Origin of the sequence: Massilia alkalitolerans DSM 17462 (assembly GCF_000427785.1) — a bacterium.
GTDB lineage: Bacteria > Pseudomonadota > Gammaproteobacteria > Burkholderiales > Burkholderiaceae_D > Telluria > Telluria alkalitolerans.
On sequence record NZ_ATYR01000011.1, the window covers coordinates 37,633 to 59,646 of the forward strand.

21 protein-coding genes and 1 riboswitch are annotated in these 22,014 nt (G+C 66.6%); of the genes, 4 read left to right on the plus strand and 17 right to left on the minus strand.

The window, feature by feature from the left end; genetic code table 11:
• Nucleotides 1-13: 13 nt before the first annotated feature.
• From YWC_RS0113035 to thiC, 9 genes are all read right to left on the minus strand, one after another.
• Entirely contained in the window at nucleotides 14-535 is a 522-nt protein-coding gene (locus YWC_RS0113035; protein ID WP_027865777.1) for a GNAT family N-acetyltransferase, read from the minus strand.
• Nucleotides 532-1,971, minus strand: coding sequence for a M28 family metallopeptidase (locus YWC_RS0113040; protein WP_027865778.1), 1,440 nt, complete (start codon nucleotides 1,969-1,971; stop codon nucleotides 532-534). Before YWC_RS0113040 ends, YWC_RS0113035 begins: the two co-directional genes overlap by 4 nt.
• A gap of 60 nt (nucleotides 1,972-2,031) precedes the next feature.
• Nucleotides 2,032-2,802 carry a hypothetical protein gene (locus YWC_RS0113045; RefSeq protein WP_027865779.1) on the minus strand — a complete coding sequence of 257 codons (771 nt, stop codon included), beginning with the start codon at nucleotides 2,800-2,802 and terminating at the stop codon, nucleotides 2,032-2,034.
• 125 nt (nucleotides 2,803-2,927) lie between these two features.
• Complete coding sequence (locus YWC_RS29280) at nucleotides 2,928-3,641, minus strand: ion channel (protein ID WP_051306434.1); 714 nt, start codon at nucleotides 3,639-3,641, stop codon at nucleotides 2,928-2,930.
• A gap of 39 nt (nucleotides 3,642-3,680) precedes the next feature.
• A complete protein-coding gene (gene thiE / locus YWC_RS0113055; RefSeq protein ID WP_027865780.1) occupies nucleotides 3,681-4,295 on the minus strand; it encodes a thiamine phosphate synthase in 615 nt (204 codons plus the stop codon).
• Nucleotides 4,296-4,323: 28 nt separating this feature from the next.
• Nucleotides 4,324-5,067, minus strand: coding sequence for a bifunctional hydroxymethylpyrimidine kinase/phosphomethylpyrimidine kinase (thiD, locus tag YWC_RS0113060; protein ID WP_027865781.1), 744 nt, complete (start codon nucleotides 5,065-5,067; stop codon nucleotides 4,324-4,326).
• Nucleotides 5,067-5,861, minus strand: coding sequence for a thiazole synthase (locus YWC_RS0113065; RefSeq protein ID WP_027865782.1), 795 nt, complete (start codon nucleotides 5,859-5,861; stop codon nucleotides 5,067-5,069). The genes thiD and YWC_RS0113065 overlap by 1 nt, the downstream gene beginning before the upstream one ends.
• 16 nt (nucleotides 5,862-5,877) lie before the next feature.
• Nucleotides 5,878-6,081 carry a sulfur carrier protein ThiS gene (gene thiS, locus YWC_RS0113070; protein ID WP_027865783.1) on the minus strand — a complete coding sequence of 68 codons (204 nt, stop codon included), beginning with the start codon at nucleotides 6,079-6,081 and terminating at the stop codon, nucleotides 5,878-5,880.
• The gene (gene thiC / locus YWC_RS0113075; RefSeq protein WP_027865784.1) at nucleotides 6,081-7,994 is read right to left on the minus strand and encodes a phosphomethylpyrimidine synthase ThiC; all 1,914 of its coding nucleotides are present in this window, start codon (nucleotides 7,992-7,994) and stop codon (nucleotides 6,081-6,083) included. The genes thiS and thiC overlap by 1 nt, the downstream gene beginning before the upstream one ends.
• A 67-nt stretch (nucleotides 7,995-8,061) precedes the next feature.
• Nucleotides 8,062-8,167: riboswitch (TPP riboswitch) on the minus strand.
• A 91-nt stretch (nucleotides 8,168-8,258) separates the two neighbouring features.
• On the opposite strand from thiC, the gene YWC_RS0113080 reads away from it, so the two are divergent.
• From YWC_RS0113080 to YWC_RS0113095, 4 genes are all read left to right on the plus strand, one after another.
• Nucleotides 8,259-11,057 (plus strand): valine--tRNA ligase, encoded by a 2,799-nt coding sequence (locus tag YWC_RS0113080; protein ID WP_027865785.1) that lies wholly within the window; start codon nucleotides 8,259-8,261, stop codon nucleotides 11,055-11,057.
• A 148-nt stretch (nucleotides 11,058-11,205) separates the two neighbouring features.
• Nucleotides 11,206-11,652 carry a DUF2147 domain-containing protein gene (locus YWC_RS0113085; protein WP_027865786.1) on the plus strand — a complete coding sequence of 149 codons (447 nt, stop codon included), beginning with the start codon at nucleotides 11,206-11,208 and terminating at the stop codon, nucleotides 11,650-11,652.
• Nucleotides 11,653-11,710: 58 nt separating this feature from the next.
• Complete coding sequence (locus YWC_RS0113090; RefSeq protein ID WP_027865787.1) at nucleotides 11,711-12,052, plus strand: SMR family transporter; 342 nt, start codon at nucleotides 11,711-11,713, stop codon at nucleotides 12,050-12,052.
• 88 nt (nucleotides 12,053-12,140) lie between these two features.
• Entirely contained in the window at nucleotides 12,141-12,563 is a 423-nt protein-coding gene (locus YWC_RS0113095) for a hypothetical protein (protein ID WP_027865788.1), read from the plus strand.
• A gap of 6 nt (nucleotides 12,564-12,569) precedes the next feature.
• Here the strand turns inward: YWC_RS0113095 and YWC_RS0113100 are convergent, their stop codons facing one another.
• From YWC_RS0113100 to purH, 8 genes are all read right to left on the minus strand, one after another.
• Nucleotides 12,570-13,175, minus strand: coding sequence for a response regulator transcription factor (locus tag YWC_RS0113100; protein ID WP_027865789.1), 606 nt, complete (start codon nucleotides 13,173-13,175; stop codon nucleotides 12,570-12,572).
• Complete coding sequence (locus YWC_RS0113105) at nucleotides 13,172-14,281, minus strand: sensor histidine kinase (RefSeq protein ID WP_027865790.1); 1,110 nt, start codon at nucleotides 14,279-14,281, stop codon at nucleotides 13,172-13,174. The genes YWC_RS0113100 and YWC_RS0113105 overlap by 4 nt, the downstream gene beginning before the upstream one ends.
• A gap of 18 nt (nucleotides 14,282-14,299) precedes the next feature.
• Nucleotides 14,300-16,117: a CIA30 family protein gene (locus YWC_RS0113110; protein WP_027865791.1), complete on the minus strand. Its 1,818-nt coding sequence runs from the start codon at nucleotides 16,115-16,117 to the stop codon at nucleotides 14,300-14,302.
• Nucleotides 16,118-16,244: 127 nt separating this feature from the next.
• Nucleotides 16,245-17,711 carry a right-handed parallel beta-helix repeat-containing protein gene (locus tag YWC_RS0113115; RefSeq protein ID WP_169728115.1) on the minus strand — a complete coding sequence of 489 codons (1,467 nt, stop codon included), beginning with the start codon at nucleotides 17,709-17,711 and terminating at the stop codon, nucleotides 16,245-16,247.
• A gap of 285 nt (nucleotides 17,712-17,996) precedes the next feature.
• Nucleotides 17,997-19,064: a Holliday junction branch migration DNA helicase RuvB gene (gene ruvB, locus YWC_RS0113120; RefSeq protein ID WP_027865793.1), complete on the minus strand. Its 1,068-nt coding sequence runs from the start codon at nucleotides 19,062-19,064 to the stop codon at nucleotides 17,997-17,999.
• Nucleotides 19,061-19,639 (minus strand): Holliday junction branch migration protein RuvA, encoded by a 579-nt coding sequence (gene ruvA / locus YWC_RS0113125; protein WP_027865794.1) that lies wholly within the window; start codon nucleotides 19,637-19,639, stop codon nucleotides 19,061-19,063. The genes ruvB and ruvA overlap by 4 nt, the downstream gene beginning before the upstream one ends.
• 18 nt (nucleotides 19,640-19,657) lie before the next feature.
• Entirely contained in the window at nucleotides 19,658-20,194 is a 537-nt protein-coding gene (gene ruvC, locus YWC_RS0113130; protein WP_027865795.1) for a crossover junction endodeoxyribonuclease RuvC, read from the minus strand.
• Between the two features lie 227 nt (nucleotides 20,195-20,421).
• Nucleotides 20,422-22,008, minus strand: a complete 1,587-nt coding sequence (gene purH / locus YWC_RS0113135; protein ID WP_027865796.1) for a bifunctional phosphoribosylaminoimidazolecarboxamide formyltransferase/IMP cyclohydrolase — start codon at nucleotides 22,006-22,008, stop codon at nucleotides 20,422-20,424.
• Nucleotides 22,009-22,014 lie beyond the last annotated feature (6 nt).

The following is a 22,014-nucleotide window of genomic DNA, read 5'->3' on the forward strand; positions in this document are numbered from 1 at the left end:
GCGTCCCATTTTTTCATGCTGGCCCGGATAGATCCAGGCGCATTTCCTGCTCCATGTGCGCGGCCCCCTCGCGCATCAGATAGGGCTCGCCGATCGGCTGGAAGCCCGCGCGCTCATACAGCCTGAGCGCGCCTGCATTCTCGCTGTTCACGCCCAGGTGCACCACCCGGGTCCCACGCGTTCTCGCCCATCCGAGCGCCTCGTCCAATAAAGCAGCGGCCACGCCGCGGCCGCGGCATTGCGGCGCCACCCACATCTGGAACAAATTCACCCTGCCGGCATCCTGGGCGTCGACCTTGGCCCACAGCAGGCCGGCGAGCTGGCCTTCCACTTCCGCCACCAGCGCGCAATCGATGCCGGAGACCGCCGACTTCGCCACGCGCGTCGCCCAGGTATCGTCCGGCAGCGCCTCTTCCCGCGCCAGCCTGCTGCCGAAGGCCTCGGGCGCATCCGCCAGCGCGCGCAGGCGGATCGTGCGGTAGGCCTGCCACTCGTCCGCCAGCAAACGCCGCACCAGGACCGCGCCACCGTTCACTTGGCTGCCGCCTTGCCGGCCGTGAGCGCGCGTCCCTTGGCGGCGTAGTTGGCCGCCTTCGGCGCCGCCGTCCAGGTCGGGCGCTCGGTCGCGTTGGCGATGTCATACACGCCTTCGGTCAGCATGCGCGTGACGCGCGCCATGTTGTCGTAGTCGAGCTTGTCCCAGGTGTCGTCCTTGCCGTGGTAATCCGGGAAGCCGTAGGCCACCGACAGGGTGTGCGCCGGCACGCCGGCGTCGGCCAGCGACTGGTTGTCGGCGCGCGAGAAGAAGGCGTCGCTGAAGGCCGCATGCTTCCACAGGCGCACTCCCGTGCGCTCGGCGGACTTCTTGAGCATGTCGCCGAGTGTCGAGAAGTCGTAGCCGGTCATGGCGATCGAATCGAGCTGCTTGCCTTCGCTGTCGTCGGTGCGGCCGGTCTGCTCGAGGTTGATGTTCACCACCGTGTCCTTCAGCGGGAACACCGGATGGCGCGCATAGTACTTCGAGCCCAGCATGCCGAGTTCCTCGCCGAAGAAGGTCATGAACACGATGCTGCGGCGCGGGCGCTCCTTGCGCGCGGCCAGGACGTTGGCGGCCTCGATCAGCGACACCACGCCGCTGGCGTCGTCGTTGGCGCCGTTGTAGACCTCGCCGTCGCGGATGCCGACGTGGTCGTGGTGCGCCGTCATCAGGACGTAGGTGTTCTTCAGCACCGGATCGGAACCGCGCAGCACGCCGACCACGTTACGCAGCTTGACCGGGCGGATGCTCGGGGCGGCGACCCGCGCGCTCACGCTTGCGCCACCCTTCTCCAGCGCCGCCGCGGCGTCAGGCGCATGCAGCAACAGCACCGGCACCGCGCCCTGCGGCGCAGCCTGCTCCGGATCGATCAGCCAGCCGCCGGTGCCGGCGCCATGACGGCGCTCGCGGTCGATCATGACGACCAGCAGCGGCTTGCCCTTGAGTTTTTCCTGCAGCTGGCGCGCGGCGCGCGGCACCGGCGGGGCCGGCACCACCAGCACCTTGCCGTTGGCGGCGTCGCTGTTGTCCAGCGCATCCTTCCAGCTCATGAACACCGCCGGCGTGGCCGCCAGGGTGACCGGATCGAGGAAGTTGCCGGTCGCGCCGCCGGCCGGCACGGTGACGGTGCTGCCGCCGGCAAGCACGCTCAGGCTCACGTCGTCCGCCTTGCGCTCTGCGTACTGCCAGGTCGCGGTCTGGAAGTAGCCGTCGTCGCCGGCCGGCTCCAGGCCGGCCTTGCGGAACTGGGCCGCGATATAGTCGGTGGCGAGGTCCTGCCCGCGCGAGGGCGTGCCGCGGCCTTCCAGCTCGTCTGAGGAAAGGTATTGCACGTGGGTGCGCAGCGCCTCCGGCGAGATGGTGGCGGCGGTGGGGACCTGGGCGCAACCGGCGCTGGCCAGTGCGAGGACAAGGGCGGTGACGTAAAGACGCATTGCGGATGCTTTCGAAGGAAGTGGCTAGAAAGGCAATATCGCATGCGGCGCCGCGGCCGGTCAATCCACGGCGGGCGCAAATTGATACATATGTGGGCGCTGCGCGCGCAGCCGGGCGTCCAGTTCTTCCTCGTCGGGCGGATTCGCGAACACCTGCTGCAGGGTCCAGCCCTTCTTGTCGAGCAGGTAGGCGACCTTCAGGTGGAATTCGCGATACAGTCCGCTCCTGTCGCGATCGAGGGCGCTGGCCCCGGCGGCGAACAAGGCGTGGTTTTCCTCGAAATCGAAATCGCCGGCCTTGCCCACGTAGTCGGCATAGCCTTCCAGCAGCCATTCCGGATAGCGCAGCATGACCGTGCGCCCGAAACCGCGCGACACGTCGTTGTGGGTGATCTCGTGCGCGATGAAGTAGGACAGCGGGCGCTGCGCGGCATCGGCCAGCGGCTTGCCGGTCGGCGTCTGGATGCGGTTGGCCGGGATGTCGGAGGCGCGGATGAACACCTGCCGGGTCAACCAGACGTTGGCCGTCCCGCCCACCTCGGTGCTGAAACGGCCGCCGTAGAACCACAGGCGCCAGGGCTCGTGGCAGAAGAAGATCTCGACCGGCGTCTCGCGCTCGTGCAGGCTCGAGGTGCGCAGGCGCCGCGTCACGTCGTCCAGCACCGCGGTGATCTCGTCCGGGATGGGTCGATCGGACCAGATCCGGTAGTTCTCGTAGCTGTAGCGGTAGTCGAACATCGGCTTGGGAGAGGCGGCGGCGAGCGCATAGGCGGCGAGCGGCGCCAGCAGGACGGCAAGGAAGGTTCTCAGTATCCGGGCTTTCGGCATCATGCACACAAAACGTGGCGCAGCGATGGCGGGATGCCGGAGCCGCAAACCGCGCCAAGTTAAGGCATGCGTCTTATTGAAGACTTAACACGGCGCGTGCGGGCTGCATTTTATTCACCACGGATGCGCTAGTCTTCTTCCCAGGGTTCGCGCGGTGCATCCGGGTGGCGCCGGTGGATCTTGCCCTGGGTGGTAAAGCCGATCAGGCGCGCCACCACGGCCGCGAGATACATCACGCCCACCAGCATTTCGATGCTGCACAGGGCGCGCGCATGCACGGTGAGCGGAATCACGTCGCCGATGCCGGTGCTCGACAGCAGCGCGAAGCTCAGGTAATTCAGTTCGCTCCAGGTGCGCGGGGCGGAGGCGTTGACCGCGGCGGCGAAGGTGCCCGGGTGGAGCTCCTGCACCATCAGGTACAGGTGGGTGAAGCCCCAGGCCAGCAGGGTGAAGGTGGCGCCGGCCGCGAACAGCTCGTCGGTGGTGGCCTTGCGGTCCTCCATCATGTAGGCGATCAGGCTGCCGGCGGCGTAGAAGTAGAACAGCGCTTCCAGCGCCGACGACCAGGCCAGCAGGCCGCTGCGCATGTCGAAGAAACTCTGCAGGGCGAGCAGGATCACGATCGGCACTGCCAGCCCCACGCTGATCCGGGTTTCGCCCGGCGTGCGCCGCACCATGCGGATGGTCAGCGCCAGCACCAGCACCCCGAACACGTTGAAGGCCGTATGCCCGGCCGGCGCCCCCTCGATGAAGGGATACAGCAGCATGCCGAGCAGTTGCACCAGCAGCAGGATGGCCGACGGGTGGCGGCGGGTATGGATGAGCAGGCGCAGCGCTCGCATGGTCGGGATGGCAAGAGTGGCAACGCTGCCATTGTAAGTTCAGGCGTGCCGGAACAGCGCGCAGAAGTCGCGCACGGCCGCCGCCGGGTCCGCTGCCGCGTACACGCTCGTGATCGCCGCCACCATCGAGGCGCCGCGCCGCACCAGCGGCGCCGCATTCGGCGGGGTCATGCCGCCGATCACCACCATCGGCAGGGCCACGCGGTCGCGCCAGACCTCGACCAGTTCGGGCGGCGTGACGAAGCTGTACTTCTTGACCGGCGAAGGATAGAAACCGCCGAAGGCTACGTAGCTGGCGCCCGCCTGCTGGGCGTTCTCGGCCAGCTTCAGCTCGCCATAGCAGGAGGCGCCGACGATCTTGCCTGGTCCCAGCAGGGCCCGCGCCTGCGCCACCGACATATCCGTGCCGCCGACGTGCACGCCGTCGGCGTCGAGGTCGCGGCACAGGTCGATGTGGTCGTTGATCACGAGCGGCCGCTTGTGGCTGCGGCACAGCGCCAGCAGGGCTGCGGCCTGCTCGGCCCGCAAGGCCGGGCTGGCGCTTTTATGGCGGTACTGCACCAGGGACGCGCCGGCGCTCAGGGCGAGGTCGGTGACCGCGAGCAGGCGCCCGGTATCGTCCCAGTCCGGGGTGACGAGGTAGAGCCCCCGCATGAAGTGCTTGTTCAAGAATGATCCTTTCTCAGTGGGGTTGCAGGATGCGGCGCGGGATGCGCTGTCCGGGCGCAATCCGGAAGGCGTGCGCCAGCGTCTGGTGGCAGTAGTCCTGGGCGTGCTCGAGCGCTTGCGCCATCGGGTCGCCCAGCGCGAGGCGCGCCGCGATGGCGGCGGCCAGCGTGCAGCCGCTGCCGTGGTAGCTGTGCGGCAGGCGCGGCAGGCGCCAGCTGCGCTGCTCCACGCCGCCCTGCAGCCAGCGGTTGACGACGACGTCCCCCTCGCCATGTCCGCCGGTGACCAGAACGTGCTCGCAGGGCAGCGCACCCAGCGCCGCCGCCTCCGGCAGGTTCGGCACCAGCACGGTGGCCAGCGGCAGCAGCTCGGCCAGCGCGGCGATCGCGTTGCCCTTGCCGAGCGCGTCGCCGTGGCCGCTGGCCAGCACCGGGTCGAGCACGACCGGCAGATGCGGGTCGGTCGCGCGCAGCCGGCGCAGAAGCCGGGCGATGACGGCCGCGTTCTCGCGGCTGCCGGGAATGCCGATCTTGACCGCGTCGATGCCGAAGGAATCGACCAGGGCATCGGCCTGGCGCAGGACCAGGCCGGCGTCGACCGGCTGCACCTCGTGCACCCGGTTGTTGTCCTGGACGGTCAGGGCCGTCGCCACCGGCAGCGCATGGCCGCCGAGGGCGCCGATGGCGGCGATGTCCGCCGCCAGCCCTGCCCCGCCGCCGGGATCGAGCCCGGCGAACACCAGCACGGTCGGCACCATCAGGTAACCATGCCCTGCACCGGCGACGAGGGCGAGGCCGCGAAGCGTTTCGGCATGCGTCCCGCCCGGCAGGCCTCGCGCCCGGCGATGACGGCGTGGCGCATCGCGCGCGCCATGCGCACCGGATCATGGGCGGCCGCGATCGCGGTGTTCATGAGCACGCCGTCGCAGCCGAGCTCCATCGCGATCGCCGCATCCGAAGCCGTGCCGACGCCGGCATCGACCAGCACCGGCACCGTGGCCTGCTCGATGATGAGCGAAAGGTTCCAGGGATTCAGGATGCCCATGCCGGAACCGATGAGCGAGGCCAGCGGCATCACGGCGACGCAACCGATCTCCTGCAGGATGCGGGCCTGCACCGGGTCGTCGCTGCAATAGACCATCACGTCGAAGCCGTCGCGCACCAGGACCTCCGCCGCCTTGAGCGTTTCGGGCATCTGCGGGAACAGGGTCTTCTCGTCGCCCAGCACCTCCAGCTTGACGAGCTTGCGCCCACCCAGCAGTTCGCGCGCCATCTGCAGGGTGTAGATCGCATCTTTGGCCGTGTAGCAGCCGGCCGTGTTGGGCAGGATGGTGAATTCCTCCAGGGGCAGCACGTCGAGCAGGCTGGGAGCGTTCGGGTCCTGGCCGATGTTCACGCGGCGGATCGCCACGGTGACGATCTCGGCGCCGGCTGCCAGCGTGGCGTCGCGCGTCTGCGCCAGGTCGCGGTACTTGCCGCTGCCGACCAGCAGGCGCGAAGCGTACTGGCGCCCGGCGATGGTCAGGAAGTCGTTCTCTACGATTGCATTCATTGTCATCTCCTTGTTTTCAACCGCCACCGATGGCGCGCACGATGTCCACTTTGTCGCGGGCCTGCAGCCGGCGCTGCGGCCACTGCTGGCGCGGCACCACTTCGCGGTTGACCGCCACCGCCACCGCCTGCTCGGCCAGGCCCAGCTGGCCGGCCAGGTCCTGCAGCGACACGCCGGCCGGCACCTGGTACAGGGCGCCGTTCAGTTCGATCTCCGTCATCAGACCTCCCGGTACAGCTTGGCGCCGCCGCGCACGAACTCGATCGCCTTCTCTTCCATGCCTTTCGCCAGCGCGGCTCCTTCGGCCACCCCGCTGGCGGCGGCATACTCGCGCACCTCCTGCGTGATCTTCATCGAACAGAAATGCGGGCCGCACATCGAGCAGAAGTGCGCCACCTTGCTGGACTCCTTGGGCAGGGTCTCGTCGTGGAAGGCGCGCGCCTTGTCCGGGTCGAGGCCGAGGTTGAACTGGTCTGCCCAGCGGAATTCGAAGCGCGCTTTCGACAGGGCGTTGTCGCGCAGCTGGGCGCCAGGGTGGCCCTTGGCCAGGTCGGCCGCGTGGGCCGCGATCTTGTAGGTGATGATGCCGTCCTTGACATCGTTCTTGTCGGGCAGGCCCAGGTGCTCCTTGGGCGTGACGTAGCACAGCATGGCGGTGCCGTACCAGCCGATGGTAGCGGCGCCGATGCCCGAGGTGATGTGGTCGTAGCCGGGCGCGATGTCGGTAGTGAGCGGCCCCAGGGTGTAGAACGGCGCCTCGCTGCACTGCTCCAGCTGCAGGTCCATGTTCTCCTTGATCAGGTGCAGCGGCACGTGGCCGGGGCCCTCGATCATGGTCTGGACGTCGTGTTTCCAGGCGATCTGCGTGAGCTCGCCCAGGGTCTTCAGCTCGGCCAATTGGGCTTCGTCGTTGGCGTCGTAGATCGAGCCGGGGCGCAGGCCGTCGCCCAGGCTGAAGGACACGTCGTAGGCCTTCATGATCTCGCAGATCTCCTCGAAATGCGTGTACAGGAAGGATTCCCGATGATGCGCCAGGCACCACTTGGCCATGATGGAACCGCCGCGCGAGACGATGCCGGTCAGGCGCTTGGCCGTCATCGGCACATAGGCCAGGCGCACGCCGGCGTGGATGGTGAAGTAGTCGACGCCCTGCTCCGCCTGCTCGATCAGCGTATCGCGGTAGATCTCCCAGGTGAGTTCCTCGGCCTTGCCGCCGACCTTTTCCAGCGCCTGGTAGATCGGCACCGTTCCGATCGGCACTGGCGAATTCCTGATGATCCATTCGCGCGTCTCGTGGATGTGCTTGCCGGTCGACAGGTCCATCACGTTGTCGGCGCCCCAGCGGATCGCCCAGGTCATCTTTTCCACTTCCTCGCCGATCGAGGACGTCACCGCCGAGTTGCCGATGTTGGCGTTGATCTTCACCAGGAAGTTGCGGCCGATGATCATCGGCTCGATTTCCGGGTGGTTGATGTTGGCCGGGATGATGGCGCGGCCGCGCGCCACTTCGTCGCGCACGAACTCGGGCGTGATCTCGGCGGGGATGCTGGCGCCGAAGGACTGCCCCGGATGCTGGCGCGACAGCAGGCTGGCCACGCGCGCGCCCATGGGACCGGAATCGACCAGCGAAGCCAGGTATTCCTTGCGGCGCAGGTTCTCGCGCAGGGCGACGAATTCCATCTCGGGGGTCACGATCCCCTGGCGCGCATAGTGCATCTGGGTGACGTTGCGCCCGCTGCGGGCGCGGCGCGGGGTGCGCTGCAGCTCGAAGCGCAGGGCAGTGAGCGCCGGGTCAAGCAGGCGCGCCTTGCCGTAGTCGGAAGTGGGGCCCGCCAACTCCTCGGTATCGCCCCTTTCGAGGATCCACGGCGTGCGCGGCGTACCCAGGCCGCGGCGGATGTCGATGCTGGCCGCCGGGTCGGTGTAGGGTCCGGAAGTGTCGTAGACGAACAGCGGCGGATTCTCCTCGCCGCCGAAACTGTCGGGTGTCGGCGACTGCGAGATGGCGCGCATCGGTACGCGGATGTCGGGCCGGCTGCCGTCGATGTAGACCTTGCGCGAGTTGGGGAAGGGTTCGATGGCTGCCTGGTCGACCGTGGCGGTCGCGGCGTCGAATTTGAGCGGTGCGTTCATGTGGCTCCTTTGCGGAGCCAGCAAAGGAGTGTGCCAGATCGGCCAGGCAGGCGCATGTGCGCCCTGGGCCGTGTTCTGACTGCTTCCCTTCGCTGGCATTATCCAGATCAGGTTCGGAGGGTATTTCTCACCCGCGTGTCGCGTTTGCGACAGCAGGACCCCTAGCGTGTGCCGCGCCCGGCTTTCCGGAACGCAGCGGGGCGGATTATAGCCGCATCTACTCTATAATGGTTCTTTTCGCACAATTTTTTAGTTGACCACATCATGGAACTTGCCAAGTCTTTCGAGCCCGCAGACATTGAACAATACTGGCGCACCGAGTGGGAACAGCGCGGTTACTTCACCGCCACCATGGAAGACGGCAAGCCGTCGTTCAGCATCCAGCTGCCGCCGCCGAACGTCACGGGCACCCTGCACATGGGCCATGCCTTCAACCAGACCGTCATGGATGGCCTGACCCGCTACTACCGCATGCGCGGCTATAACACCGCCTGGATCCCGGGCACCGACCACGCCGGCATCGCCACCCAGATCGTGGTGGAGCGCCAGCTCGACGCCCAGAAGATCTCGCGCCACGACCTCGGCCGCGAAGCCTTCGTCGAGAAGGTCTGGGAATGGAAGGAAAAGTCGGGTAACACCATCACCGGCCAGATGCGCCGCATGGGCACCTCGCCGGACTGGAAGCGCGAATACTTCACGATGGACGAAAGCCGCACCAAGACCGTGGCGGAAGTCTTCGTGCGCCTGTACGAGCAAGGCCTGATCTACCGCGGCAAGCGCCTGGTCAACTGGGACCCGGTGCTGGGCACCGCCGTGTCGGACCTGGAAGTCGATTCGCAGGAAGAAGACGGCTCGATGTGGTACATCAAGTACCCGCTGGCCGACGGCTCGGGCCACCTGACCGTCGCCACCACCCGTCCGGAAACCCTGCTGGGCGACGTCGCCGTGGCGGTGGACCCGACCGACGAGCGCTATACCCACCTGCACGGCAAGCTCTTGACCCTGCCGCTGACCGGCCGCCAGATCCCGGTGATCGCGGACAGCTACGTCGACAAGGAATTCGGCACCGGCTGCGTCAAGATCACCCCGGCCCACGATTTCAACGACTACGCCGTCGGCCAGCGCGCCAACCTCGCGCCGATCAACATCTTCACCCTGGACGCCAAGATCAACGAGAACGGCCCGAGCCAGTACCAGGGCCTGGACCGCTTCGCGGCGCGCAAGCAGATCGTCGCCGACCTGGAAGCGCAAGGCCTGCTGGCCGAAGTCAAGCCGCACAAGCTGATGGTGCCGCGCGGCGATCGCACCGGCGTCGTCATCGAGCCGATGCTGACCGACCAGTGGTTCGTCGCCATGAGCAAACCGGCGCCGGAAGGCACCTTCAACCCGGGCAAGTCGATCACCGACGTGGCGCTGGAAAAGGTCGCCAACGGCGAGATCAAGTTCGTGCCCGAGAACTGGACGACCACCTACAACCAGTGGCTGGGCAACATCCAGGACTGGTGCATCTCGCGCCAGCTGTGGTGGGGCCACCGCATCCCGGCCTGGTATGCCGAAGATGGCCAGATCGTGGTCGCCCGCACCGAGGAAGAAGCGCAGGCCAAGGCCGCGGCGCAAGGCATTACCGGCGCGCTGCGCCGCGACGATGACGTGCTGGATACCTGGTTCTCCTCGGCCCTGGTGCCCTTCTCGACCATGGGCTGGCCGGAAGAAACCCCGGACATGAAGCACTTCCTGCCCTCGTCGGTGCTGGTGACCGGCTTCGACATCATCTTCTTCTGGGTCGCCCGCATGGTGATGATGACGACCCACTTCACCGGCAAGGTGCCGTTCGAGACCGTGTACGTGCACGGCCTGGTGCGCGACAGCCAGGGCCAGAAGATGTCCAAGTCGAAGGGCAACACCCTCGACCCGATCGACCTGATCGACGGCATCGACGTCGAGTCGCTGGTGGCCAAGCGCACCACCGGCCTGATGGACCCGCGCGCTCTTGATAAGATCGCGAAAGCCACCCGCAAGGAATTCCCGGAAGGGATCCCGGCCTTCGGCACCGACGCCGTGCGCTTCACCATGGCGAGCTACGCTTCGCTGGGCCGCAACATCAACTTCGACCTCGGCCGCTGCGAAGGCTACCGCAACTTCTGCAACAAGCTGTGGAACGCCACCCGCTTCGTGATGATGAACACGGAAGGCAAGGACTGTGGACAGCCGAACCCGGAAGACCTGTCGCAGGCCGACCGCTGGATCATCTCGCTGCTGAACCGCGTCGAACTCGATATCGCCAAGGGCTTTGCCGACTACCGCTTCGACAACATCGCCAGCAGCATCTACAACTTCGTCTGGTACGAATACTGCGACTGGTACCTGGAGCTGGCCAAGGTCTCGGTCCAGCAGGGCACGGAAGCGCAGCAGCGCGCCACCCGCCACACCCTGCTGCGCGTGCTGGAAGTGGTGCTGCGCCTGGCGCACCCGATCATCCCGTTCGTGACCGAAGCCCTGTGGCAGGCAATCGCGCCGCTGGCCGGCAAGACCGGTGATTCGATCATGCTGCAGCCCTACCCGCTGGCCGACACCTCGTTCGTGAGCGAAGAGGCGGAAGCCTGGATGGAGCAGCTCAAGACCCTGATCGACGCCACCCGCAACCTGCGCGGCGAGATGTCGCTGTCGCCGTCGGTGCGCGTGCCGCTGATCGTCGAACCGGGCAACGAGGAAGACCGCGCCCGCATGGTGGTGTTCGCCCCCTACATCCAGGCACTGGGCAAGCTGCAGGAGGTGCAGGTGGTCGACGCGCTGCCGGAATCGCCGGCCGCCGTGTCGATCGTCGGTACCACCAAGCTGATGCTGAAGGTCGAGATCGACGTCGCCGCCGAGCGCGAGCGCCTCTCTAAAGAGATCGCGCGCCTGCAGGGCGAGATCGCCAAGGCCAGCGCCAAGCTGTCCAACGAAAGCTTCGTCGCCCGCGCCCCGGCCGCGGTGGTGGAGCAGGAGAAGGAACGCGTGGCGAACTTCTCGGCGACGCTGGCCAAGATGCAGGAGCAGCTGGCGAAATTGCCGGCAGCCTGATTCGGCATCGCTAAACGAAATACGCGGCTTCGGCCGCGTTTTTTGTTGGAACCCATCCAATTCGAATACTTCCTCGGATTTCGATGACCCGGCCGTGAATACAGTTTGCTACACTGGTCCCGTCAGACAACAACAATGGAGACCCACAATGCGTAAACTGATGCAGGCAAGCCTGATTGCCCTAATCCTCGCCGCACCGGCTGCCATGGCCCAGAACACCTCGGCCGCAGGCACCTGGAAAACGATCGACGACGAAACCGGCAAACCCAAGTCCCTGGTACGCATCACCGAGGAAAACGGCGTTTTGACCGGCAAGATCGAAAAGCTGTTCCGCCCGGCCGACCAGGACCAGAACCCGAAATGCACCGCCTGCGAAGGCGCGCGCAAGGACCAGCCGATCATCGGCATGACCATCCTGTCCGGCCTGAAGAAGGACGGCAACGAGTACACCGGCGGCGAGATCCTCGATCCGTCCAAGGGCAAGACCTACAAGAGCAAGGCGGCCCTGAAGGACAACGGCAGCAAGCTGGAAGTGCGCGGCTACATCGGCGCGCCGATGTTCGGCCGTTCGCAGACCTGGGTCCGCGAGCAGTAATCCCCAGGCAGCGGCCCGTGCCCGCAGGCGCCGGCCGCTCGCCCTGTATGATGGGCGCATGACCCAGTTCCAAGCCTATCTCTACCTCGCCTTCGCCATCGTCACGGAGGTCATCGGCACCACCGCGCTCAAGGCGTCCGACAGCTTCACCCGGCCGGTCCCCAGCCTCATCACGGTGATCTGCTACGCGCTCTCCTTTTACCTGTTGACCTTCAGCCTGCGCGTGCTGCCTACGGGAATCGCCTATGCGATCTGGTCGGCGGTCGGCATCGTGCTGATCTCGCTGATCAGCTGGTTCGTCTACGGGCAGCGCCTCGACCTGCCCGCCATCGCCGGCCTCGGATTGATCGTCGCAGGAGTAGCGGTAATCAACCTGTTCTCCAAAAGCGTCAGTCACTAAACTTCATTCGCGCGCCGCAACAATTGCAAATTCGATATCGTCTCGTATTGCTGAGTTGTTATTACAACGAATTTACGAGGAAAGCCGAATGATCTTCTTGCGTCTGGCCTGCCTGATGGCCGGAATCCTGGTGCTGGTGGCACCCCCGGTGATGTTGTTCCCGAACGGCGCCTCCGCGCCTGAACTGTCGCGCTCCGCCGCCCTGCTGGCGGCCATGCTGCTGGCCGCGTCGGGCTTCTTCTTCATCGGCATGGCTGGGCACCGCATCAAGCGCTCGCCCGCGCTGGGCCGGGTGTCCGCCGCGGCGCTGCTGCTTACCTTCGTGGCGGGCAGCGCGATCCTGTGGGGCAGCGCCGAGCCGACCGCCCTGTGGCTGAGCGGGGCGCTGCTCGGCTTCACGCTGATCGTGTCGCTCGCGCTCACCCTCCTGATGCTGCAGGGGCCGAGCGCGGGCCGCGTGCGCGCCCGCGAAGGCCGCCAGTCGCGCCTGTCCGTAGTGCACCACCTTTGAGGAGAGCTACAGCCAGCCGGCGTCGCGCGCCATGCGATAGGCGTCGACCCGGTTGGCGGCGCCCAGCTTGCTGATCGCCTCGGACAGGTAGTTGCGCACCGTCCCTTCGGACAGGTGCACCTGGCGCGCGATGTCGCTGCTGCTGCGCCCTTCCCCGGCCAGGCGCAGCACCTGGCGTTCGCGTTCGGTGAGCGGATCGGCGCCGCCGCTCCAGCTTTCCATCGCCAGCTCGGGCGCAATCGCGCGCCCGCCACCGTGCACCGCGCGGATGGCGGCCGCCAGGGAATCCACCGACGCATCCTTGAGCAGGTAGCCGCGCACCCCCGCCTCCAGGGCGCGGCGCAGGTAGCCGCTACGCCCGAAGGTGGTCACCACGATCAGCTTCGGCGGCAAGCGGCGCTCCTTCACCTCGGCCGCCAGTTCCAGCCCGGTCATCAGGGGCATCTCGATGTCGGTCAGGACGATGTCGGGCTGGAGCCGCTCGCACATGCCGAGGGCTTCCCTGCCGTTGGTGGCGGCGCCGACCACCTCGAAATCCGGCTCGAGCCTGAGCAGCGCGGCCATCGCACCGAGGACCAGGGCCTGGTCCTCGGCCAGCAGGATGCGAATCATGAGGACACTCCGGCAGGCACGCGCAGTTCGAGTTCGAGACCGGCGCGGGCGCGCAGCGCCAGCCTGCCGCCGAGTGACTGGGCACGCTCGCGCATGCCGCACAAGCCATTGCCGTGCCGGATGTCGGCCTCGCTGCGCGCCTTGCCGTCATCCAGGATGCGCAGCACCGCCACGCCGTGTTCCAGGCCCAGCGACACGCTGCAGCGGCGTGCGCCGGCGTGGCGCACCACATTGGTGACGGCTTCGCGCAGCGCCAGCGCCAGCACGTTCTCGGCGGCCGGCGCCAGCGCGAAGCGCTCCACCTTTTCCTCCAGCCGGACGTCGGCCGCCGCCAGGCTGGCGCGGGCGCTCGCCAGCGCATGCCCCAGGCCCTTCTCGCGGTAGCCCGTTACTGCGGCGCGCACTTCGGCCAGGGCCTGGCGCGCGCTGGTTTCGATGTCGCCCACTTCGCGGGCGCAGGCATCCGCGTCGCGGTGCACCAGCTTGCGCGCCAGCTCGGCCTTCAGCGCGATCAGCGAGAGCGAGTGTCCGAGCAGGTCGTGCAGGTCGCGCGAGATGCGCTCGCGCTCGGCGATGGTGGCCAGGTGCTCGACCTCTTCCTGCTTGCGCATCAGCGCCTGGCGCGAGCGGCGCAGGCGCGCATCCATGAAGGCGCCCATGCCCACCGGCAGGCCGGCGGTCAGGACTGGCATCAGGAACATGAAGCGCCAGTTCCCGTCGAGCTGCAGCGAGGCCAGCAGCGCCAGCACGATGACGGCCACGATCGCCGCCACGGCGTATTTCATCGTCGCGATCCCGGCCGCCATGGCGCAGGCGAAGATGAAGAAGGTGGCGGCGCCCGGGTTCCAGGGCGCCCAGGCGGCGCCGAGCAGGCAGCCCGCCAGCATGAAGACGAGCACCTGCCGGCCGCGCGCCCAGAAGCTTGCAAGGTAGAGCGGTATGAACACGGCCAGCGTCAGGACCAGCATGGCCAGCTCCCCAGCACCCGGAGGGACATAGGCGTACTTCCAGCCCATGTAGGCCAGGCTCAGCAGCCAGAAGTACGGCATCCTGCCCTGCTCCGGCGGGAGCCATGGCCCCGCCAGCACCTGTCTGATCTTGTTCATGTCGTGAAGCGGGTCGGGTTAGCGGTCCAGCAGGCGCACATCGGCGATCTCGAAACGGTAGTCGCCGGGCTCGGGGCCGGCATTGAATCCTATCATGGTCAGCAGGGATGGATCGATGCCGGGAAAGCGGCTCAGCGGGACCGACACTTCCTTCCAGTCGGCGCCGGCGGTAAAGGGCACGCTGGCCGGAATGGTGGTACCACGCGACATCAAACTGAGGGCATAGCGCTTGCCGTCGCCACGCACCCGGAACGCAATCGTCTTCGCCGCACTGAGGTTGGCCGGCTGCATCGGCCCGGCGCCCGGCCCGAAGGCCAGCCCCGCCCATGGATAGGGGAAGTTCGCCTTCACCACGCGCGCCGTCACCGCCAGCGCCGCCGGGGCGCCGGCTTCGACGGGAAGCAGTTCCAGCGTCGCGCTCGAGGCGCCGCCCATCATGCCGTCGTGGGTCGCGGACCAGCCCATGCCGAAGGGACTGGCCAGCTTCTCCTTGCTGAACAGGCTGATGCGCCCATCGGGCGGCAGCGCTACCGGCGCGAGACCGGGCGCCGCGTTTTCCTGGGCCACCCGCTCGCGCTGCCGCGCACGCAGCGGCTCGGCGCTTTCGCCATCCTTCCAGACCTCGACGATGCGGCGGGTACTGGCGATGTCTGCCAGCGGGTTGCCCTCTACCAGCAGCAGGTCGGCCTTGTAGCCCTTCGCCACCTGCCCGCGCTTGCCGAGGCCGAAGGCCCGCGCCGGCGCGCTGGTGGCGGCAGCCAGCGCCGCACCCGGGCTCAATCCGGCCGCCACCAGCGCCGCCAGTTCATGGTGCATGCTGATGCCGTACTGGGTGCCCGCATTGCCGGCATCGGTGCCGGCCAGCACCGGCACGCCGGCACGGTGCATGGCGGCGATGACGGCCCTGGGCGCCACCAAGAGGTCCGGCTTGGGCGACTGGCCATAGCTGGAGCGCATCGGCTGCCGCTGCTCCTTGTCCAGCAGTGCCGCGAGGGTGGGATCGGCCAGCAGTCCGTCCGTCTTCACGCCCGCCATGCTCTCGAGCACCACATAGGTCGGGACCACGAAGGCGCGCTTGGCCTTGGCCAGTTGCGCCAGCGCCTGCGCGTCGCGCGCCGCGATGTCCGTGCCGATAAAGAGGTGTACCAGCCCATCCGCGCCGGCCTCGAGCGCGGCACGCGCGTTCTCGAGCGTGCTGACATGCACGACGGCCCGCTTGCCGCGCCGGTGTGCGGCCTCGATCAGGGCCTTGGCGGTGGCGATATCCAGGCTGTTCATGCGCTGGGCGCCGTGGCCGTCTTCCAGCACGATCTTGATGAAGTGCGAGCCTTCGGCGATGCGCGCATCCACGAAGGCCTGGGCCTCGGCCGGCGTGGCGAGGGTCGGGATCGGCATGCCGAACTGGGTGCCGTGTCCGCCCTTCGCGGTGGCCAGCGTGCCGGCCGAGAACATGTCCGCGCGCCCGCTGTTCTTCCCGGCCGCCATGGCCGCGCTCAGGTCGCGCATGATCTGCACGTCGTTGAACATGTCGACCTGGGTGGTGACACCGAACAGCAGCGGCAGCTCCAGGAAGCGGAAGGCGTGCACGTGCGCGTCGATCAGGCCCGGCAGCAAGGTGCGGCCGGCGCCGCTGACGATGCGCGTGCCGCTTGGGACCGCGCCGCGGAAGTCGGCGTCGACGATGACGCCCTTGTCGAACAGGACCGAGCGGCGTTCGTGCACGCGCTCGCCGTCGAACACGCGCACGTCCCGGACCAGGGTGGGGGCGGCGTTGGCGGACATTGCCAGCATCAGGGCGGCAGCGGCGGACAGGACTTTCAGGGCGGTGGGCTTCATGCGTTCCTCGCAGGGTGGGTGTGAAGCCAGTATGCGAACAACGCGATGGCGCCTGTAGATGCAGGCGCCATCAGTTTGGCATGACAATTGTCATGCGCTTGGGGGGAGCGCGGGCGTGGCAGGCTGGTCAGCCCCTGCCGACCACCGTGACGTTCGCATCCGTGCCGTCGGTGTACACGCGCATGCTGGTCTTTCCCAGGAAGGTATTTTTCGACACGACGGTGGGGCTGCCATAGATGTAGGCCAGTGCGATATGCGCCTGGAACGGACTGGGTGTTTTTCCACCGCTGCGCCGGTTCAGGACCGAAACGCTGCAGTTCGAATCCAGCCAGTTGGACTGGATCGTATGGCCGCCGGTATCCGGCCACCTGGCGCGGTCGCCGCCGCCGTACATCTGGATGCCATTGCCTTCGTTATTCGAGAGGATGTTCCCGTAGATCGCACACTTGCTGGCCCCATCGTCCACGCCGATGCCGACGCCTTCTGACCCGTTGTCCAGCGGGCCGCCGTAGTTGTAGTTGAACCTGCAGGTGTTGTAGCGGATCGTATGTCCGGAGACCGCGTCCGGGCCGACCTTGGACGACAACTCGATGCCCCGGCCGTAATACGTGCTGCTGAGGGTCCCGCCATTGGCATTGCAGACGTTGCGCTCGATGGTGTAAGCCTTGGCGAGGCCGCTGATATGGATCCCGAAATTCATGTTGTTGCTGCAGTTGTTGTTGCCCACGTAGCTGCGGTCTCCACCGTTGATGAAGATCCCGGTCAGCATGCCGGTGACGGTATTCCTGTCCAGGGTGGCGGCCTGCGCCTGGACCAGGTAGATACCGATCGCCCTGCGGTTCGCGTTGTAGGCGACACCGGGTGGCGGAGAGACGCGGTTCCCGCGGATCACCAGGCGGTTCAGGAAACTCGTGCTGCTGTAGGTTTCACAACGGATGCCGTAGGATGCCGCCGAGCCGCCGCCACGATGCCATACAGTATTATTGAGCAGGCGGATATCGTCCATGCTGGCATACCCGGCGGCCAGGATTCCCTGGTTGCCATAGTCCGGACCGTTGCTGATGACGTCGAGTACGCAATTCGACACGGTTACGCGGTTTTTTTCGTAGATAACCACGCCGGCCCTGTTCGAAGACACGTTGTTGTTCTCGAAAACGCAGTCATTGCCGAGCCAGATGATCGCTACGTCATTGCCGTCCGGCAAGGCGGTATTGCGGATGTCCAGGTGACGGTAGGTGACGAAATCACGCTCCTGCCTGTAGGCCGCGATCGACGCGCCGGCGGCCGCCACCGTAGGCGCCCCCGGGAGCACGATCACCGGTTTCGGCCGCGAGGTATCGTCGCTGCCGTCGGACCGGTAATAGGCGCCGATCGTGATGCGCTGTGACGCGTTGCCGCTGGCCGACACCTGGAACAGCCCCGAATACGTCGTGCCGCGCTTCTGCAGGTAGGTATGGCCGGGTGTCCAGCTGACGCTGGTCCATGAGCGGAAAGGCTTGGCCAGCGTTCCGTCGCCAGGATCGGCGACGCCTGGATCGATGTAATGCACGTTCGCGTTGAGTCCGGACTGGGCCTGTGCGAGCCTCGGGAGCACGCTCCCTGCGCACGCCAGCATACCCAGTCGCGAAGCAATCCGAAGGAAGTTTCTTCTCTTGCTCATCACGGCTCCTTGCATCGGGATTCGACAAGCATGCACCGGCCATGTCAGCCTTTACCAGCACGCCTCCAGGCGGGCCACCATCGAGTGCCGGGCCCGCTTGAAGATGCTACGCCTGGCGGTCGCTAGCGCACAACGACTCTTTGTTAAATATTTTGCGGTCGAGTGGTAACAATGCCACTGCCAGGGTCGCAGGCGAAGGGGCCGGACCCGGCCGGCAGCTCAGGCAGGCGGGAGGCTATCCCAGAGGTCGCCCGTGGGGCTGATACGCGGCGCGGTGACGCCGAAGTGCTGGTAGGCCAGCGGCGTGGCGATCCGGCCGCGCGGGGTGCGCTGCAGGTAGCCCTGCTGGATCAGGTAGGGTTCGAGCACGTCCTCGATGGTGTCGGCCGCTTCGCCGATCGCCGCCGCCAGGTTGCCGATGCCCACCGGACCGCCGGCGAACTTGAACAGCACGGCTTCCAGGAGTTTACGGTCCATGACATCGAAACCGACGGTGTCGACATCGAGCATCTTCAGCGCGCGGTCGGCCATCTCCACGGTGATTTCGCCGGTGCCCTTCACTTCCGCGTAGTCGCGCACGCGGCGCAGCAGGCGGTTGGCGATACGCGGGGTGCCGCGCGCGCGCTTGGCGACCTCGCGCGCACCGGCCTCGTTGATCGGGGCCTCGAGCAGCGCGGCGCTGCGGGCGACGATCTTGGTGAGTTCGTCGACGTTGTAGAACTCGAGGCGCGCGACGATGCCGAAGCGGTCGCGCAGCGGGTTGGTCAGCATGCCGGCGCGGGTGGTGGCGCCGACCAGCGTGAAGGGCTGCAGGTCGAGCTTCACGGAACGCGCGGCCGGGCCCTCGCCGATCATGATGTCGATCTGGTAGTCCTCGAGCGCCGGGTACAGGATCTCCTCGACCACCGGCGACAGGCGGTGGATCTCGTCGATGAAGAGCACGTCGTTCGGCTCGAGATTGGTGAGCAGCGCGGCCAGGTCGCCCGGACGTTCCAGCACCGGGCCGGAAGTCTGGCGCAGGTTCACGCCCATCTCGCGCGCGATGATGTGCGCCAGCGTGGTTTTACCGAGGCCCGGCGGACCGAACAGCAGCGTGTGGTCGAGCGCTTCGCGGCGCTTGCGCGCGGCGGAAATAAAGATTTCGAGCTGGTCGCGGATCTTGGCCTGGCCGACGTATTCGTCCAGTTGCTTCGGCCGCAAGGCGCGCTCGATTGCCTCCTCGTTGGGCGAGGCCGGCGCCGCGTCGATGACGCGCTGCTCGGTGAAATTGTCGGTCTGGATGCTCATGCTTTAGAAAGTGCTTTGAGTGCAAACTTGATGCCGTCGGAGACGCTGCTACCTGCCGGCATGTTCTTGATCGCCAGGAGCGCTTCCTTGTCAGAATACCCCAAAGCGACCAGCGCATTGAGCACGTCGGCCTGGGCGTCGTCGCGCACTGCGCCGCCGACCACGCCGATGTCGGCGCCGAGTTTACCCTTCAGTTCGAGCAGCAGGCGCTCGGCGGTCTTCTTGCCGATACCCGGGATCTTCACCAGGCGGCCGGCTTCCTGCAAGGTAACGGCTTGCGACAGGTCGGCCACCGACATGCCCGACAGGATCGCCAGGGCCATGCGCGCGCCGATGCCGGTAATCTTGATCAGCTGGCGGAACAAGGCCCGCTCGGAAGCGCTGCCGAAGCCGAACAGCAGGTGCGCGTCCTCGCGCACGACCAGGTGGGTGAACAGCACCACCTTCTCGCCGGTATGCGGCAGGTTGTAGAAGGTGCTCATCGGCACGTCGACTTCATAGCCGACGCCGTTGCAGTCCACCAGCACGTGCGGAGGCGCTTTTTCGAGCAGGATTCCGGAGAGACGACCGATCATGTTGTTGTCCTATTGTTCTTAGACGAGGCGGCTGCGTTTCATGCGCAGCGTGCTGGTCGTGGGCGCCAGCGCCCCGACCAGCGACAGCGTGTCCATGCTGTGGGCGTGGCAGATCGCCACGCCGAGCGCGTCAGCAGCGTCGGTGCCCGGCAGGCCGGGAAGCTTCAAGAGGCGCGACACCATGTCCTGCACCTGGGCCTTGGCGGCCTTTCCGGTGCCGACCACGGCCTGCTTGACCTGCACCGCCGTGTATTCGGCCACGTCGAGGTCGGCGCCGACCAGGGCCGTGATGGCCGCGCCGCGCGCCTGGCCCAGCAGCAGCGTGGACTGCGGGTTGACGTTCACAAAGACTTTTTCGATGGCCGCGCAGGTGGGTCCGTAGGCCGAGACGATTTCGCCCACGCCGTTCAGTATCACCTTGAGGCGCGGCGGCAATGCGCCCTCGGTACCGGTCTTGATCGTGCCGGACGCGATGTAGCGCAGCTTGGTGCCGTGTTTTTCGATGACGCCGAAGCCCGTCGTACGCAGGCCCGGGTCGATGCCGAGAATAATCATTGTGGAATGATATACGGCTGCGGGGTGTTCGTGGGAAAAAATACTGTGCAAAAACACAGTGACGTTGCCTTTGTGATGGTGGCAAACGTTAGTGGTCGGTTAGGGAAATTGGGTTCCGGCCTTCGCCGGAAGTGATGGGCGCCAGTGGCGCCCATTACGGTCTTTGAGCTAAAGGTAAACTCAAACAACGTCGTCCCGGCGAAGGCCGGGACCTAATTTTACGTAGATCAGTGGCGGAAGTGACGGGTCCCCGTGTACAGCATCACCACACCACGCTCATCCGCCGCATCGATCACTTCCTGGTCACGCATCGAGCCGCCCGGGTGAATGACGCAGGTCGCGCCCGCATCCACCACCACGTCCAGGCCGTCGCGGAACGGGAAGAAGGCATCCGAGGCCACTGCCGAACCGCTCAGGGACAGGCCGGCGTTCTGCGCCTTGATCGAAGCGATGCGCGCCGAGTCGATGCGGCTCATCTGGCCGGCGCCGACGCCCAGGGTCATGCCGTTGGCGCAGAACACGATGGCGTTCGACTTGACGAACTTGGCCACGCGCCAGGCGAACATCAGGTCCTGCAGCTGCTGCTGGGTCGGCTGCTTCTTGCTGACCACGCGCAGCTCACCCAGGCCGACGTTCTTCGCGTCCGGCGCCTGCACCAGCACGCCACCGCCGACGCGCTTCAGGTCATAGGCGTTCTGGCCTTCGCCCAGCGGGATTTCCAGCAGGCGCACGTTCTGCTTGGCCGCCATGATCTGGCGCGCCTCGGCGGTGAAGGATGGTGCGATCAGCACTTCCACGAACAGTTTCGAAAGCGCTTCCGCGGCACGGCCGTCGACCTCGACGTTGAAGGCGATGATGCCGCCGAAGGCCGAGGTCGGGTCGGTCTGCAGCGCGCGGGTGTAGGCATCCAGCGCATCGACGCCGATCGCCACGCCGCAGGGGTTGGCGTGCTTGACGATCACGCAGCCGGCCGGCTGGCCCAGGCCGCCGAGCGTCTTGACGCATTCCCATGCCGCATCGGCGTCGGCAATGTTGTTGTACGAGAGTTCCTTGCCCTGCAGCTGGCGGTAGTTGGCCAGCGCGCCCGGCGTTGCGACCAGGTCGCGGTAGAAGGCGGCGCCCTGGTGCGGGTTCTCGCCGTAGCGCATGTCCTGGACCTTCTCGAAGCTCATGTTCAGGGTCTGCGGGTAGCTCGAGCGGGTCGCGTGCGCGCGGTCTTCGCCCAGGCTGGTCAGGTAGTTGGTGATCGCGCCGTCGTACTGGGCGGTGTGGGCGAACACTTTTTTCGCCAGGCGGAACTTGGTCTCGTAGCTGACCGGGCCTGCTTCAGTACCGGTGCCTTTCATTTCCGCCAGCACCAAGCCATAGTCGGCCGGGTCGACGATCACGACCACGTCGCGGTGGTTCTTGGCGGCCGAGCGCAGCATGGTCGGGCCGCCGATGTCGATGTTCTCGATCGCGTCTTCCAGCGAGCACTCCTGCTTGGCGACGGTCTGCTGGAACGGGTACAGGTTAACCACGACCATGTCGATCTGCGGGATGCCGTGCTCATCGAGCTTGGCGACGTGCTCCGGCAGGTCGCGGCGCGCCAGGATGCCGCCGTGCACCTTCGGGTGCAGGGTCTTGACCCGGCCGTCGAGCATTTCCGGGAAACCGGTGTAATCGGCGACTTCAGTAACTTGCACGCCATTTTCCTGCAGCAACTTAGCGGTGCCGCCAGTGGACAGGATGTTGACGCCGAGGGCAGCCAGGGCCTTCGCGAAGTCGAGGACGCCGGTTTTGTCGGAAACGGAAATCAGTGCTTGTTTGATCATGGTGAG

Bases quoted from the DNA above. Each gene is read 5' to 3' on its own strand.
- YWC_RS29280 (WP_051306434.1), bottom strand. From the start codon at position 3,641: ATGCGAGCGCTGCGCCTGCTCATCCATACCCGCCGCCACCCGTCGGCC.
- YWC_RS0113045 (WP_027865779.1), bottom strand. From the start codon at position 2,802: ATGATGCCGAAAGCCCGGATACTGAGAACCTTCCTTGCCGTCCTGCTG.
- YWC_RS0113080 (WP_027865785.1), top strand. From the start codon at position 8,259: ATGGAACTTGCCAAGTCTTTCGAGCCCGCAGACATTGAACAATACTGG.
- YWC_RS0113105 (WP_027865790.1), bottom strand. From the start codon at position 14,281: ATGAACAAGATCAGACAGGTGCTGGCGGGGCCATGGCTCCCGCCGGAG.
- ruvC (WP_027865795.1), bottom strand. From the start codon at position 20,194: ATGATTATTCTCGGCATCGACCCGGGCCTGCGTACGACGGGCTTCGGC.
- ruvA (WP_027865794.1), bottom strand. From the start codon at position 19,639: ATGATCGGTCGTCTCTCCGGAATCCTGCTCGAAAAAGCGCCTCCGCAC.
- thiD (WP_027865781.1), bottom strand. From the start codon at position 5,067: ATGGTGCCGACCGTGCTGGTGTTCGCCGGGCTCGATCCCGGCGGCGGG.
- purH (WP_027865796.1), bottom strand. From the start codon at position 22,008: ATGATCAAACAAGCACTGATTTCCGTTTCCGACAAAACCGGCGTCCTC.
- YWC_RS0113065 (WP_027865782.1), bottom strand. From the start codon at position 5,861: ATGAATGCAATCGTAGAGAACGACTTCCTGACCATCGCCGGGCGCCAG.
- YWC_RS0113110 (WP_027865791.1), bottom strand. From the start codon at position 16,117: ATGAAGCCCACCGCCCTGAAAGTCCTGTCCGCCGCTGCCGCCCTGATG.
- thiC (WP_027865784.1), bottom strand. From the start codon at position 7,994: ATGAACGCACCGCTCAAATTCGACGCCGCGACCGCCACGGTCGACCAG.
- YWC_RS0113040 (WP_027865778.1), bottom strand. From the start codon at position 1,971: ATGCGTCTTTACGTCACCGCCCTTGTCCTCGCACTGGCCAGCGCCGGT.
- YWC_RS0113090 (WP_027865787.1), top strand. From the start codon at position 11,711: ATGACCCAGTTCCAAGCCTATCTCTACCTCGCCTTCGCCATCGTCACG.
- thiS (WP_027865783.1), bottom strand. From the start codon at position 6,081: ATGACGGAGATCGAACTGAACGGCGCCCTGTACCAGGTGCCGGCCGGC.
- ruvB (WP_027865793.1), bottom strand. From the start codon at position 19,064: ATGAGCATCCAGACCGACAATTTCACCGAGCAGCGCGTCATCGACGCG.
- thiE (WP_027865780.1), bottom strand. From the start codon at position 4,295: ATGCGGGGGCTCTACCTCGTCACCCCGGACTGGGACGATACCGGGCGC.
- YWC_RS0113100 (WP_027865789.1), bottom strand. From the start codon at position 13,175: ATGATTCGCATCCTGCTGGCCGAGGACCAGGCCCTGGTCCTCGGTGCG.
- YWC_RS0113085 (WP_027865786.1), top strand. From the start codon at position 11,206: ATGCGTAAACTGATGCAGGCAAGCCTGATTGCCCTAATCCTCGCCGCA.
- YWC_RS0113095 (WP_027865788.1), top strand. From the start codon at position 12,141: ATGATCTTCTTGCGTCTGGCCTGCCTGATGGCCGGAATCCTGGTGCTG.